Origin of the sequence: Actinophytocola sp., assembly GCF_036402745.1 — a bacterium.
Lineage (GTDB): Bacteria > Actinomycetota > Actinomycetes > Mycobacteriales > Pseudonocardiaceae > Actinophytocola.
Window position 1 is genome coordinate 1 of record NZ_DASWSJ010000230.1, and the last position, 13,433, is coordinate 13,433.

Consider the following 13,433-nt stretch of genomic DNA (forward strand, 5'->3'; position numbering starts at 1 on the left):
CCGTGTTCACCTTCACCCCCTGCCTCGGAAGGTGCTCCATGAGGTTGAACCGCCTCCTGCCCGTCGCCGTGCCCGTGCGAGGCCGGCACACCATGCGCATCGTCAACCGCAGCACGAGAGTGGGCATGATCGACGCGTTCCTCATCACCGCCTGACCCTCAGAGGAGGCCGACCGCCGGGTACCGAGCGGTCGGCGGATCCCGAGCACTTCGGGGGAAGTACCCGCTCGCAGCCCGCTGGTCCCTGCCAGTCACTGATCCGATCAAGGGGTGACCCATGTACCGAGGAACCTTGTCCGTCCTGTGTGGCGTCGCGTTGCTCGCCGCCGGCGCTCTGTCCGTTGGTCCGGGCAACGACGTTCGCGCGGATGTCGTTGCCGCGGCTGATGCCGAGCTGATTGCCGCGGCGGGTGCCACGACACCTTTTGTGACCGTGGAAGCCGAATCCGGGACGCTCGGCGGCGCCGCGCGCCGACGCTCCATCAGTCCGGGCGCGCCGGCACCGACCGCCGCCACCCTGGAGACCGAGGCCTCGGGCTACGCGCTGGTCGAGCTGAAGGCCAACGGTGACTCGGTGACCATCCCGAGCAACTCGGGCAGGACCACCAACGCTCTCGTGGTCCGCGCCTCGATCCCGGACGCGCCGACGGGCGGCGGCATCACAGCGACGCTGAACCTGTACGTGAACAACGTGTTCCGCCAGGCGATCACGCTGAGCTCCCGCCAGGCATGGAACTACCGAGGCGCGACCACCAACCCGGACGACCCTCGCGCGGGCGGCATTCCCTACCGCTTCTACAACGAGTTCCCCGTCTGGGTCGCGGGTGCGCCCATCGGCACGGCCAGCACCATCAAGCTCCAGAAGGACGCGGCCAACACGGCGGCCGTCTACCACGTCGATTCCGTTGATCTGGAAAACGTCGGGGCAGCGCTGGCCCAACCGGCCAACTCGATCTCCGTCATCAGCAACGGCGCGGATCCGAACTTCGGGAAAGATTCGACGGTCGCCATCCAGAACACGGTGAACGCCGCCCGCTCACAGGGAAAGTCGGTGTGGATCCCGCGGGGCACCTATCTGACGAACAGCCTGGTTCCCACGCCGTTGGACTTCACCGGGGTGAAGGTGCAGGGCGCCGGTATGTGGTACACCACCATCTACCGCAAGGTCCCGCTGCCGGCCAACTCCTGGCGCTCGCAGATCACGGTGGGCTCGGGCACCACACTGACAGACCTGCAGATCGACACCAACGCCATCTGGCGGGGAGTCGGCGGCACCGGCGGTTCGGACTACGGAATCAACGCCGGCGGTGCCGGCGGCTGGCTCATCGACCGGATCTGGACGCGACACATCGACGCGAACTGGCTGTCGGGCACCAACGGCACCGTGCAGAACAGCCGGGCCGTGGACACCTACGGCGACGGTTTCAACATCAACAACGGCAACACCCCGAACCCGGACAAGCTCGGCCGCAACATCACCGTCCGCAACAACTTCGCCAGGAACACCGGTGACGACTCCTTCGCCACCTACTCCGACGCCGGCGCCAGCGGCACCAACGGCCAGGTGAACGGCGCGAAGATCCTCAACAACACCGCGATCGCACCCTGGTGGGCCAACGGCATCCGGATCGCCGGCGGGCAGAACGTCGAGGTACGGGACAACCTGGTGAACAGCGTGTCATCGAACAACGCCATGGACATCAGCGTGTACGGCGACACGGGACACCCCCTGGAATCCGCCACGGTCAGCGGAAACGTCCTCCTCGGCGGTGGCGGCTGGAACGGCATCCGCAGCGGTGTGCACATCGGTTCCCCCGGCAGCACCTCGCTGTTCCCGAACGCCTACACGAACGTCACCATGACCAACAACATCCTGCGCGGCTCCCTCCGCGCCGGCCTCCACATCGACCGAACACGCATCAGGGTCACGCTGACGAACAACACGATCGACCATCCCGCCAAGCAGGGAATCTGGATCCCCACCGGAGTCACCGGAACCGGGACCTTCACCGGTAACACCGTGCAGAACCTGCTCCCCGGCCAGATCGCCACACAGAACGACTCACCGACCACGTTCACGATCACCGGCTGAAAGTACCCGGCCTGACGCACAGTTCAGCTCGCGGTCGAGCCTGCGCTCCAGTTTGTCCCGCGCACGCTCGACCGCGGCGCGGGCGGTGTGATCCCGGTCGTCCTGGAGCTCCGCCCGCACGCGCGGGAGCCGGAATGCCGCGGTCACCGCCGGTTCGCCGTCGGCCTCCCGCCGGGCTTCGCCGGGCGCACGCCGTTATCCAGCAGGCGCACCACGGCGGCGTTCGTCTGCTCGACCGAACGCCCGCCGTGTGCCAGCAGGTCGTGGGCGGCGTGAAGCATGCTCTGGATCAACGCGGTGGTCGCGTCGACATCCAGGCTGTCGCCGAAGCTTCCGTCGGCGCGGCCGTTGCCGAGGATCTCGGCGAGCAGTGTTCTCGGCCCGGCAAGGTGTTCGCCGAGTTTCTCACCCACCCGCGGGGACACCGCGCCGGTCTCCATCGCCGCGGCCGCCGACCGATGGTCATCCTCAGCGACGTAGTTGACGTGCTCCCGGACGTAGCACTCGAGCTTGCGCCATGCGGTGGGCTCCCGCTCCACCGCCGAAGCGAGCCGGCGATGGAACTCCTTGGCCTGCGCCACCAGGTAGTAGGTGATGGCGGCCTCAACGTCCGGGAAGTAGTTGTACAGGGTCGCCCTGGACACGCCGGCCGTGGTGGCGAGCCGGCTCATGGTCACCGCGGCCAGGCCCTGTGCCGCAGCTTGTTCCATGGCCGTACGGCCGATGTGCAGCGCTTGACGCTCCTTGTGATCGGTCACGGTGTTGGTCCATGTCGATGACGCCACTGACCCCTCATTTCGACAAACTGTCTAATCAGTTGGACATAGTGTCTTGACTCTGGTCGAACTGTAACCCAGACTACCGCCATGCAACCCCTCCCCGACCTAGGCAACGACGCACGGATCGTCGTGTCCGGCCTGACCAAGACATTCGGCCGCAAAGCCGCCGTGGACGACCTGAGCTTCACCGTCGACCCCGGCCAGGTCACCGGATTCCTCGGCCCCAACGGCGCGGGAAAGACCACCACCCTGCGCATGCTCCTGGGACTGATCACGCCGTCACACGGAACCGCCACCATCGCCGGACGCCGCTACGCCGAGCTCGCAACCCCCAGCCGCGCAGTCGGCGCCATGCTCGAGGCGACGGGCTTCCACCCCGGCCGCACGGGTAGGGACCACCTGCGCACCTACGCCCCGGCGGCCGGTGTCGACGACCACCGTGTCGACGAGGTACTCGACCTCGTCGAGCTCACCGACGCCAGCAGGCAGAAGGTGCGCGGCTACTCCCTCGGCATGCGCCAGCGTCTCGGCCTGGCCGGCGCGCTGCTCGCCGACCCGGCCGTGCTCATCTGCGACGAACCCGCCAACGGGCTCGACCCCGATGGCATCCGCTGGCTGCGCGACGTGCTGCGGACCTACGCCGACCGTGGCCGCGCGGTCCTCGTCTCCAGTCACCTCCTCGCCGAGATGCAGAACATCGCCGACGCCGTGGTCATCCTGAACCGGGGCCGACTCGTCGAGTCCGGGCTCGTCAGCGACCTGGCGCACGCGGCGGGCGAGTCCGTGCACGCCCGCTGCGCCGACCCCGACGCGCTGATCGCCACCCTGCCGGCAACCGCGAACACCCAGCTGCGCCCACCCGACCGCGTCGAGATCCGCGGCGTGCCGGCCGACGTCGTCGCCAACCGCGCCGCGACCGCCGGCCTCACCCTCACCGAGCTGCGGACCGAGAGGTTCGACCTCGAGCGGCTGTACTTCTCGCTCACCGCGCCAGGCCGGAAACCGGACTCCCCACTCCCCGATGCCGAATCCTCAGGAGTCAGCCAATGAAGACCCTCGCGATCGTCGACGGCCCCGGAGCACTCGCACCGAGCGAACTGGGCACCGCACTCCGCGTCGAAGTCCGCAAGTTGGTCACCACGCGGGCATGGCTCGTGCTCGGTGCGCTGTCCATCATCGTCGGAGCCGTCATCGCCGCCCTCAGCGTCGCCGGCGCCGAGCCACGGGACATGACCGCGACCGACGTCCTCACCGGAGCGCTCACCGGCGCCGTCCAAACGAGCTACCTGCTCACCGCCGTAGCCGGGATCGCCTGCGTCGCGGGCGAATACCGGCACCGCACCGCCACCGCCACCTACCTCGCCGTGCCCCGCCGGGCCACCGTGATCACCGCGAAACTCCTCACCCTGCTCGGCTACGGGTTCGTCGTCGGGGTCCTGGTAATGGCGGTCTGCACCGCCATCGCCGCACCGTGGCTCGCGCAGCGGGGTTTCCTGCACGGCCAGCTCGGGGCCGCCGGAGTCACTCGCGCGGTGGTCGGCGGGATCGCCGCCATCGCCGTCGTCACCGCCCTGGGCGTCGGCCTCGGCGCCCTGCTCCGCAGCCAGGTGGCCGCCGCGGCCGGCCTGATGATCTACCTGTTCGCGTTGGAACCGATCATCAACACCATCGACGCCACCCGCGGCCTGTTCCCCTACCTTCCCGGCGGCGCCGTCCAGGCCCTCACCTTCAGCGGGGGCCACGCCTTCGGCGCGCCCGACGGCGCGAACCTGCTCAACGCATGGCAAGGCGGACTCCTGATCACCGCCTACGCCGTAGCGCTGACCGCCGTCGCGGTCCGCACCGCGATCAAGCGCGACATCACCTGATCACCGGATCTACGGCGCGGTGAAGGAACCAGCACGAATCGGGCCCGTCGTCACGGGGACCGGCACACCCGGCGCCTGCATGGTCACGACTAACGCCAGCGTCGTGCCGCCGGCTCGCCGGCCGGGCCGGACGGCGTGAAAGACACGGGCAGGCTGGCGGGGCAGCGCGTCCATGGGGACGGCATGAGCTCGATCTCGTCGGCGGGGATCGCCAAGGTCACGCCGTGGAGCCGGTGCAGCGCGGTGTCGACCGCTATCTGGGTGATCATGCGCCCGGCACGCTGGGCCGGGCAGGCGTGCGGTCCGGCACTCCACGCGAGATGTGAGCGGTTGCCGACCTCCAGCCACGGGTCGTCCGTGTGTACCCGGGAATCAGCGTTGGCCGCGGCCAGACCGAGGACCAACGCGTCCCCGCGCTGGATCGGCATGCCCGCCAGCTCGCAGTCCACCAGCGCGTACCTGGCCGGCATGTTGGTCACCGGCGGATCGCGCCACAGCACCTCGTCGAGCGCGTCGTCCAGGCCGAGCCGGCCACCGCGCAGCCGGCCGCCGAACCGGTGGTCGGCGAGCATGAGTCGCAGGGTTTGCGCGATCCAGCTCATGGTCGCCTCGTAGGCGGCGGAGATCGTCATCACCATCGCCTGCTGGACCTCGTAGTCCGTGTGCAGGTTGGCGTGCCGCAGGAACGCCGTGGTGAGGTCGTCCATCGGCTCGGCCCGCCGTGCGGCTATGGCTCCGGTCAGGATGCGTTCGATGTCCTGTGCCGGCGCCTGGGAGTCGGCGGCCGAGCTGACCAGCGCGATCACCGCCGCGCGCAGTCGGTGGCCCTCCTCCACCCCGATGCCGAACAGCCCGGCCACGGTCAGCATCGGCACGACCGCGGCGTAGTCGGACACCAGATCGGCCTCGCCCCGGCCGGAAAGCTCGTCGATCAGATTCGCGCACGTGGCCCGGACGAACCGGCTCATTCGGTGCTCGTCAAGGGCGGCGAGGCCGTCGTCCACCGGCGCGCGGAGCCTGCGGTGCTCCTCACCGTCGGCGAAGTAGGCGTTGTCCCGCGGGAACATCATGGGGCCGAGCCCGGAGTCGGCAGGTACGGCGCCCTCGGCGAACAGGCGCCAGTTGTTGGGATCGCGGGAGAACAGCCGCTCATTGCGTACCACTTGGCACAGCTCGTGGTGACCCATGATCAGCCAGCCGTGGATGCCCGGCTCGAGCTCGACCGGGGCCACCTCACCCCACCGCTCCCGCAGCTGCCCGTAGACCGCCTGCGGATCAGCGCAGTTCGTCGTGGCGAACAGCGGCATAAGACCAGTCAGGTCGGACAGCGGGCGACGGTGCGGAGGTTGCATCAGGCCAGCGCTTTCCGAGAGACGACAAACCGAAAGCGAGGCTATCCCAATGGTCAAGTATTCCGGAATGCCCATGACCACAATGGGCCACAACAGGCCGGCTACCTGGACAGCAGTACGTGAAGGGCATCGGTGCCATGCTGGACGAACCCACGTGCACCGTAATGGAAACTCGGCGGGCGGTCCGGGTCGAGCCGCAGGTCGGGGCAGGCATCCAGCAGAGCGGCGAGCGCCGCCCGGACCTCGATCATGGCGAGGGGCGCGCCGACGCAGTAGTGCGGACCGAGCCCGAACCCCAGGTGGCTCGCGCCCCGGCCGAGGTCGAACCGCTCGGGAGCGGCGTGGGCATCGGGGTCGAAATGCGCGGCGGCGATGCAGAGGAACACCATGCTGCCCGCCTCGAGTCGCGTGCCGGCGAACTCCACGTCCCGCCGCACCAGCCGGTAAAGGCCGGCGGACGGGTTCGCCCACCGGAACGCCTCGTCGACCGCCGCGTCGATCAGCGAATGGTCAGCCCGCACGGCGGCCAGCGCGTCGGGGTTGAGCAACAGCGAGGCGACCGTCGCGGACAGCATCTGGATCGTGGTCTCGAACCCGCCGAGCAGCAGGCTCACCACCGCCGTCGAGCACGCCTCGACCGAGAACCCGCCCTCGGTCAGGTGCGCCCGGATGATCTCCCCGAGCAGGTTGTCGCTGGGGTTCACCCGCTCGCGCTCGACCAGCGCGCCGGTGTACTCGCTGAGCTCGGCGTACGCCTTCTCGCCGGGCCCGACCAACTCGTCGTTCATCGGCGACCCGATCCACGTGACGATGGCGCGAACCCAGTTCAGCCCCTGGTCGCCGAGCTCGTTCGGAACGCCGAGCAGATCGAGGAAGACCGCCATCGGGAACCCGACCAGCACGTCCTCGACCAGTTCGGTGCGAGCCTGGCCAGCCAGCGCGCCGAACACGCGGTCCGCGATCGGCGTGACGCGGGTGGCGTACCGCGCGCTGGCCACCGGGCTGAAGAACCGGTTGTGGATGCGGCGCTGCCGGGCGTGCTCCGGGCCATTGTGGGCGATCATCGCCATGGCCATCGGGCCAACGCCGTAGAACTCGGTGCTGAACGTGGTGCTGTCGCGCATGGCGACGGAGACATCCCGGTGGCGCAACACCAACGGTGCGGCCATCAACTCGTCGTACACAACAGGTTGGTCGCGCCCGATGGCGGCAAGTGTCCGCCCGATCGTCGATGGCGACTCGGATCTGACGAGGAATGCGCTATCCGCACGATTGATCATGGCCGCCCCTCGGTCACACGCATCATGAACCCACTACAGCCCGGTGCCCCACCCCGACGTCAACCGTCCCGTTCGGGTATCAGCCGATCGGAGCAGCATCGCGCCGACGACCGACTACGGCGTAGCGCAGAGTAGCAAGCAAGATCACGACGTCGGCGACGTCGGTGGGTCGAGCGGATTCGGGCGGCTGAGGCGCCCGCTACCTGCCGTAGCCGAGTTCCTCGGTTGCCGTGGACCAGAGCTGGTTCTCGCCGCGCACCGCGTCCGGGTCCACCGCGCGGATGGCCTCCAACGCCCGCTCGCCGTTCGCCTCCAGCGCCTCGTCGTCGTCCTCGTCGATCGACTCGGCCTCGTCGCACGCCGCCTCGAAGGTCTGAGCCGACGCGACGAACCGGTCCAGCGACCGGTTGACCAGATCCGGGTCTTCGCCCACGGCCAGGGCCAGCACCTCGCCGGTGTCCCGGTCCAGCACCAGCCGCGCGATCTCCGGGTCCTCGACGAGAACCGCGAACTTGTGTCCATTGTGGACATGGCTGGGGTAGGGTGCCTGCTGCCACTCGCCTTCGAAGATCGTCCGCCGCCCGGCGACCTTGGCGAGAGCATCGGTGATCTGCTGATCGGTGATCATGCCGCACAGTATGTAGCGTCCACCCGGCCGGTTCTGATCGTCATTGCTCAGCCGCGCATCGTCACTGCTCAGGCGTGCATCACCTCGGCCCGGTCGGAGTGACTGTCCCAACGTTTCGCGGCGTCGGCCAGGCATGCGTGCTGCACTGTGGTGAGTCCGCGGTCCGCACGCCCAGGAAGTCCTCCATGACACCGTCGCCCGCTCCGTCCAGTGCCGCGCCGCCGACCGGGGGACGCCCGTTCGCGGTCGCTGTGCTGGCTCTCGCCGTCGGCGGGTTCACGATCGGCACGACCGAGTTCGTCACCATGGGCCTGCTGCCGCGGATCGCCGACGGGATCGACGTGTCCGAGCCGACGGCCGGCCATGTGATCTCGGCCTATGCCCTCGGCGTCGTGGTCGGGGTGCCGATCCTGTCCTTCTTCGCCGCCCGGTTGCCGCGACGTGGGCTGCTGGTCGCGCTCATGGCCGCGTACGGCGTGTTCAACCTGGTCAGCGCCGCAGCGTCGTCCTACGGCCTGCTCGTCGCGGCCCGCTTCTTCGACGGGCTGCCGCACGGCGCGTACTTCGGTGTCGCCAGCCTGGTGGCCGCGAGCCTGGCCGCGCCCGAACGGCGCGGCCGGGCCATCGCCAGCGTGATGCTGGGACTCTCGGTCGCGAACGTGGTCGGTGTCCCCGCCGCCACCTGGGTGGGGCAGCACCTCGGGTGGCGGGCGGCGTACGTGCTGACCGCGGGCCTGGCACTGCTGACCGTCGTCCTCGTCCTCACGTTCGTGCCGTCGGTGGCGGGCGACAAGAACCTGAACGGCCGCCGCGAGGCGCGCGAGTTCTTCAGCCGCAAGCAGGTCTGGCTCACGATGGCCGCCGGTGCCGTCGGGTTCGGTGGCCTGTTCGCGGTGTACTCCTACATCGCCACCACCGTCAGCGATGTCGGCGGGCTGAACGAGGGCACGGTGCCGCTCTTCCTGCTGGCGCTCGGCCTCGGCATGACGTTCGGTACCTGGCTGGGCGGAGAGCTGGCCGACTGGTCGGTGTTCAGGTCGCTCCTGTGGTCGAGCATCGCCTCCGCGGCCGTCATGATCGTCTTCTGGGCGGTCGCGCCGTACGGCTGGTGGCTGCTGCCCGTGGTCTTCCTGACCACCGCGATCGGCTCGGTCACGGTGACCAACCTGCAGCTGCGGCTGATGGACGTCGCGGGCAACGCCATCACGCTGGGCGCGGCGATGAACCACGCGGCGCTGAACGTCGCCAACGCGCTGGGCGCTTGGCTGGGCGGAATCGTCATCGCCGCCGGTTACGGCTACCGCGCGCCGGCCTTGGTGGGAGCGGCTCTGTCCTCGGCGGGCGTGGTGATCCTGCTGTGGTCCGCCGCCGCCGACCGCCGTACCGCCGACGGCCCGCCTTCCGTCGACGCCCACCGGCTCGATCCGGCGGACGCCCGACCCTGACCGCTCACCCGGCGGTCAGCCGCGGGTTCGCTGGCGTGCGGCGAGACGGGCGGCGAGCAACAGCGGGAGTGCGGCCGCGATGCCGGTGAGCACGAGCAGGGTCACCGACAGCGTGCTCGCGTAGCCGAGTTCGCCGTACTCGAACGCCCGGCGGTAGATCAGCAGGGGCGCTGTGAGCGTCGCGTTCGCCGGGCCGCCGCCGGTCAGGAGCAGTGCCGGCACGAACGCGTTCTGCACGACGACGACCACGTCCCGTACCGCGAGGACGAGCACGATGGGCGCCATGAGCGGCAACGTCACGCGGGTCATCGCGAACCAGGCGGAGCCGCCCTCGACCTCGATCGCCTCGTGGAGCCGCGGCGGGATCGCGATGCGCGCGGCGAGGGCGACCACGAACGCCTCCCCCACCTGGAACGCCATGACGAGCACCAGCCCGAGCCGCGCTCCCCACGGCGTCGTGAGGAACCCGGGGTCCGGGATGCCGAGCACCCCGAGCAACGCCGGCAGCGGTCCGTAGAGCGGGTTGAGGATCCACAGCCACAGCAGCGCCCACGCCGCGTCCGGGATGGCCGACGGCAGATATGCCGCGGCCCGGCCGACCGCCGTCCGCGCGCCGCGGCGTCGGGCCAGGAGGAGCGCCGCACCGACCGCGAGTGACAGCCGGAGCGGCACGACGACCGCGGCGACGAGCGCACTGACGCCGACGGCGGCCCAGAAAGTGTCGTCGCCGGCAACACGCGCGAGGTTGTCGGCGCCGGTGAACTCCGGTGCCCGGAAGCCGAAGTAGTCGGTGAACGCGAGCGCGGCAGCCAGCGCGAGCGGGACCAGGACGAGGAGGACCGACCCCACGAGATAGGGGATCGCGAGCGGCCGTCTCCTCACCGGCGTTCTCCCGTCGCGGCGTCGAAACGGTGCTCGTCCTGGGGTCGCCACGTCACGGTCACCCGCTCCCCGGCGTGCGGAGCGCCGGCCCACGGCAGCCGTGCGAGCAGGTCACCGGCGGCGCCGTCGGGCCGTACCCGGACGAGGCACTCCTCCCCCGCCGGCTCGACCGCGGCCACCGACCCGGCTCGGTCCCCGTCCTCGGCGCGACTCACTCGCACCCGTTCGGGCCGCACCCCTACGACGAACCCGTCGACAGCCGGTAGGAGGTTCATCGGCAGCGGGCCGAAGATGCGGGCCACCGCCGTCGTCGCGGGCCGTGCGTAGACCTCCGCCGGGGTGTCGCACTGGAGCACCCGACCAGCGGCCATGACCGCGACCCGGTCCCCCATCGCCATCGCCTCGGCCTGGTCGTGGGTGACGTGCACCATCGGCACGCCCAGCGCTCGCTGCACCGCCCGGATCGCACCGCGCATCCGCAGCCGCAGCTCGGTGTCGACGGAGGCGAGCGGCTCGTCGAGCAGGCAGACCGTGGGAGAGCGGATCATGGCGCGGGCGAGCGCCACCCGCTGCCGCTCCCCACCGCTCAGCTCGCCCGGCATCCGCGCCAGGAGGTGCTCGATGTCGAGGCTGCGGGCCACCTCGCGGACACGGGTCTCGACCGTGCGCCGCCCGGCCCCTCTGGCCCGTTCCCCGATCCCGATGTTCGCGGCGACACCGAGATGGGGAAAGAGCGCGGCCTCCTGAAACACCATGGCGACGTCCCGCCGGCCGGCCGGCACGGCGGTGACGTCCCGATCGTCGATGACGACGCGCCCCGCGTCGAGCGCCTCCAATCCGGCGACCGCACGCAGCAGCGTCGACTTGCCCGACCCGGACGGCCCGACGATGACGAGCAGCTCGCCGGGCTTCGCTTCGAGGTCCACCCCGTCGAGGGCCACGACGCGCGTCCCCCGGTGTGCTCGGAAGTGCTTGTGCGCGCCTTCGATCCGAAGACTCATCCGCGCAGCAACGGATCGGCCTGCTGCTGGATCTCCGCGAGGACCTCGTCGAGCGGGACGCCGTCCTCGAAGGCCCGCCGCAGCTGGGTGCCGATCACGTCCTCGACCTCCGGCCACGACGGCGTCACCGGCGTGTGCCGCAGGTACGGAATGGCGTCGAGGAACACCTGCGACGACGCGGGGGCCCGGGCCGGGCTGAGGAACGCGGGCGACGTCGCGACCGAGCGCAGCGACGGCACGGTGCGCCCGCCGAGCGCGGTGAGCGTCTGGCCCTGCCGCCCCACGGCGTAGGCGACGAACTTCGCCGCTGCCGCCCTGTTCTCGGAGCTGCTCGCGATGCAGTAGGCGTCGGAGTGCAGCACCGCCGCCGGCTCGCCCATGACCGGCAGGGCGGCGACGTCGAAGTCGAGGCCTCGCTGTTCCCGCAGCGCGGGCACCTCGACGCGCGAGCTCAGGAACATCGCCAGCTTTCCGGTCATGAACTGTTCCGGCAGTCCTTGCGCGGCAAGCTGTTCCTTGCTCGGTGTCGCGCCGGTGCCGATGAGGTCGGCGACGGCCTGGAGCGCGGCGCGGGCACCGGGCTCGTGGAGGGTCGTGCGGGTCGGCTTCTCGTCGTCGTCGACGATCGCGCCGCCGCTGCTCCAGACGAACGGCGCCATCCGGGTGATCGACGCGTCGATGCCGACTCCCCTGACCCCGCCGGTCGTCAGGGCCCGGGCCGTCGTCACGAAGTCGTGCCAGGTCCAGCCTGCCTTCGGCGCGGGAACGCCGGCCTGCGCGAACAGTCCGCGGTTCCAGTAGACGACGAGGGAGGAGATGTTCTGCGGCATGCACTGCAGCGCACCGTCGTAGGTGAACGCGCGCAGCGGTTCTTCGTAGTAGTCGGCCGTGTCGAGCCCCTCCCGTGCGAGCAGTGGACCGATGGGGTGCACGGCGCCGCGCCGCACGAACGGGGCGTACTCGCGGTAGTTGATTCCGAACACGTCTGGCGCGTCGCCGGACGCGAAGGCGGTGGAGAGCCGGGTGAGGTGGTCCTCGCGGCCCACCGTGACGAGTTCGACCTCGCCGCCCCCGGCCTCCTGGTACGCCGTGACGAGGCTCCGGTAGACCGCCGCCTCCTCCGGCTCGGCCCTGATCTGCACGGTGATCGGCGCCGTCGCATTGCCCGCGTCTGGTCCGCTGGCACAGGCGCTCAGGGCGAGGAGCACCGGGATCGCGAGCACGGCAGGTCTCAGTGCGCGGAGCTTGCGGGGCGTTCCGGCGCCGCGGAGCGGGTGAGGGGGTGTCATGCACGCTCCACCGAGGAGAAGAAGGATCGTTGGGCGATGCCGAACGCGAGCAACGCGGGTGCTGACACGAGGACCGCGGCGGCGAGGTAGATCGGGTACAGCGCGGCCTCCAGCTCACCGAGACTCCGCAGGCCCAGCGCCACCGGCCAGTTGCCCGGCGACGACACGAGGGTCAGCGGATCCATGAACGTGGACCAGTAGTACAGGCCGGACAGTGCCGCCACGGCGACCGCCGCGGGGCGGGCCAGCGGAAGCGCGACCCGGCGCCACACGGCATACGGGCTCAGACCCTCGAGCGTGGCGGCCTCGAGCAACGACGCCGGGATGCGCGAGTAGGCAAGCGCGAACAACAACACGTAGAACGGTGTCGTGCCGGCGAGCGCGAGCAGGGCGACCGTGAGCGGGGTGTCCGCGAGGCCGACACCGCGCAACAGCACGACTCTCGGCACCCACAGCGCGGCGGCGGGCACGAGCAGCATGAGCACCGAGACGCCGATGAGCCAACGGCGCGGCCGGCCGCGAGCGGTGACGATCGCGAGACCGGCCATCGACGTGACGACGACGGTGACCGGGACCGCGACGACGACGAGCAGCAGGGAGTTCAGCATGAGCCGAGCCAGCGGCACGAACCGCGGCACGGTCGCGTAGTTCGCCCACTCGGCGGGGTCGGGCCACAGGTCGAGTCCGTTGGGGGGCGGCTGCAGCGGGCGCTGCAGGGAGCCGAGCACCAGCACGACGAGCGGCGCGAGGAACCCGGCGGACAGCGCGATCACCCCGACGGTCCACCAGGTGGTGGTCCGTCGGGGTGATCGGGTGCT

12 protein-coding genes are annotated in these 13,433 nt (G+C 70.4%); 4 read left to right on the forward strand and 8 right to left on the reverse strand.

Translation table 11 applies throughout. The annotated features are described in order from the left end of the window. The first annotated feature begins 276 nt into the window (after window positions 1–276). Window positions 277–2,091, forward strand: a complete 1,815-nt coding sequence (locus tag VGD70_RS21915; RefSeq protein ID WP_414638024.1) for a right-handed parallel beta-helix repeat-containing protein — start codon at window positions 277–279, stop codon at window positions 2,089–2,091. Window positions 2,092–2,234: 143 nt separating this feature from the next. On the opposite strand, the gene VGD70_RS21920 is transcribed toward VGD70_RS21915, so the two are convergent. Next, window positions 2,235–2,849: a TetR/AcrR family transcriptional regulator gene (locus tag VGD70_RS21920; protein WP_331084217.1), complete on the reverse strand. Its 615-nt coding sequence runs from the start codon at window positions 2,847–2,849 to the stop codon at window positions 2,235–2,237. 108 nt (window positions 2,850–2,957) lie between these two features. On the opposite strand from VGD70_RS21920, the gene VGD70_RS21925 reads away from it, so the two are divergent. Both VGD70_RS21925 and VGD70_RS21930 read left to right on the forward strand, forming a co-directional pair. After that, window positions 2,958–3,920, forward strand: coding sequence for an ABC transporter ATP-binding protein (locus VGD70_RS21925; RefSeq protein WP_331084219.1), 963 nt, complete (start codon window positions 2,958–2,960; stop codon window positions 3,918–3,920). After that, window positions 3,917–4,738, forward strand: coding sequence for a hypothetical protein (locus VGD70_RS21930; RefSeq protein ID WP_331084220.1), 822 nt, complete (start codon window positions 3,917–3,919; stop codon window positions 4,736–4,738). Before VGD70_RS21925 ends, VGD70_RS21930 begins: the two co-directional genes overlap by 4 nt. Window positions 4,739–4,827: 89 nt before the next feature. On the opposite strand, the gene VGD70_RS21935 is transcribed toward VGD70_RS21930, so the two are convergent. The 3 genes from VGD70_RS21935 to VGD70_RS21945 all read right to left on the reverse strand — a co-directional run bounded on the left by VGD70_RS21935 (window position 4,828) and on the right by VGD70_RS21945 (window position 7,998). Continuing rightward, the gene (locus tag VGD70_RS21935) at window positions 4,828–6,045 is read right to left on the reverse strand and encodes a cytochrome P450 (protein ID WP_331084222.1); all 1,218 of its coding nucleotides are present in this window, start codon (window positions 6,043–6,045) and stop codon (window positions 4,828–4,830) included. Window positions 6,046–6,191: 146 nt separating this feature from the next. Further along, window positions 6,192–7,259, reverse strand: coding sequence for a cytochrome P450 (locus VGD70_RS21940; protein WP_331084224.1), 1,068 nt, complete (start codon window positions 7,257–7,259; stop codon window positions 6,192–6,194). A 310-nt stretch (window positions 7,260–7,569) separates the two neighbouring features. Continuing rightward, entirely contained in the window at window positions 7,570–7,998 is a 429-nt protein-coding gene (locus VGD70_RS21945; RefSeq protein WP_331084226.1) for an SUKH-4 family immunity protein, read from the reverse strand. A gap of 185 nt (window positions 7,999–8,183) precedes the next feature. Between VGD70_RS21945 and VGD70_RS21950 the strand changes: the two genes are divergently transcribed. Beyond that, the gene (locus VGD70_RS21950) at window positions 8,184–9,443 is read left to right on the forward strand and encodes an MFS transporter (RefSeq protein ID WP_331084228.1); all 1,260 of its coding nucleotides are present in this window, start codon (window positions 8,184–8,186) and stop codon (window positions 9,441–9,443) included. Window positions 9,444–9,458: 15 nt separating this feature from the next. Here the strand turns inward: VGD70_RS21950 and VGD70_RS21955 are convergent, their stop codons facing one another. The 4 genes from VGD70_RS21955 to VGD70_RS21970 are packed head-to-tail and all read right to left on the reverse strand — an operon-like array spanning window position 9,459 to window position 13,388. Continuing rightward, a complete protein-coding gene (locus VGD70_RS21955) occupies window positions 9,459–10,325 on the reverse strand; it encodes a sugar ABC transporter permease (RefSeq protein ID WP_331084230.1) in 867 nt (288 codons plus the stop codon). After that, entirely contained in the window at window positions 10,322–11,326 is a 1,005-nt protein-coding gene (locus VGD70_RS21960) for an ABC transporter ATP-binding protein (protein ID WP_331084232.1), read from the reverse strand. Before VGD70_RS21960 ends, VGD70_RS21955 begins: the two co-directional genes overlap by 4 nt. Then, window positions 11,323–12,615 carry a sugar ABC transporter substrate-binding protein gene (locus VGD70_RS21965; RefSeq protein WP_331084235.1) on the reverse strand — a complete coding sequence of 431 codons (1,293 nt, stop codon included), beginning with the start codon at window positions 12,613–12,615 and terminating at the stop codon, window positions 11,323–11,325. Before VGD70_RS21965 ends, VGD70_RS21960 begins: the two co-directional genes overlap by 4 nt. Continuing rightward, the gene (locus VGD70_RS21970) at window positions 12,612–13,388 is read right to left on the reverse strand and encodes a carbohydrate ABC transporter permease (RefSeq protein ID WP_331084236.1); all 777 of its coding nucleotides are present in this window, start codon (window positions 13,386–13,388) and stop codon (window positions 12,612–12,614) included. Before VGD70_RS21970 ends, VGD70_RS21965 begins: the two co-directional genes overlap by 4 nt. Between the last annotated feature and the right edge of the window lie 45 nt (window positions 13,389–13,433).

Excerpts from the sequence above, each read along its gene's own strand:
- VGD70_RS21915 (WP_414638024.1), top strand. The coding sequence starts at position 277 with ATGTACCGAGGAACCTTGTCCGTCCTGTGTGGCGTCGCGTTGCTCGCC.
- VGD70_RS21960 (WP_331084232.1), bottom strand. The coding sequence starts at position 11,326 with ATGAGTCTTCGGATCGAAGGCGCGCACAAGCACTTCCGAGCACACCGG.
- VGD70_RS21930 (WP_331084220.1), top strand. The coding sequence starts at position 3,917 with ATGAAGACCCTCGCGATCGTCGACGGCCCCGGAGCACTCGCACCGAGC.
- VGD70_RS21935 (WP_331084222.1), bottom strand. The coding sequence starts at position 6,045 with ATGCCGCTGTTCGCCACGACGAACTGCGCTGATCCGCAGGCGGTCTAC.
- VGD70_RS21940 (WP_331084224.1), bottom strand. The coding sequence starts at position 7,259 with ATGGCCGCACCGTTGGTGTTGCGCCACCGGGATGTCTCCGTCGCCATG.
- VGD70_RS21945 (WP_331084226.1), bottom strand. The coding sequence starts at position 7,998 with ATGATCACCGATCAGCAGATCACCGATGCTCTCGCCAAGGTCGCCGGG.
- VGD70_RS21950 (WP_331084228.1), top strand. The coding sequence starts at position 8,184 with ATGACACCGTCGCCCGCTCCGTCCAGTGCCGCGCCGCCGACCGGGGGA.
- VGD70_RS21965 (WP_331084235.1), bottom strand. The coding sequence starts at position 12,615 with ATGACACCCCCTCACCCGCTCCGCGGCGCCGGAACGCCCCGCAAGCTC.
- VGD70_RS21925 (WP_331084219.1), top strand. The coding sequence starts at position 2,958 with ATGCAACCCCTCCCCGACCTAGGCAACGACGCACGGATCGTCGTGTCC.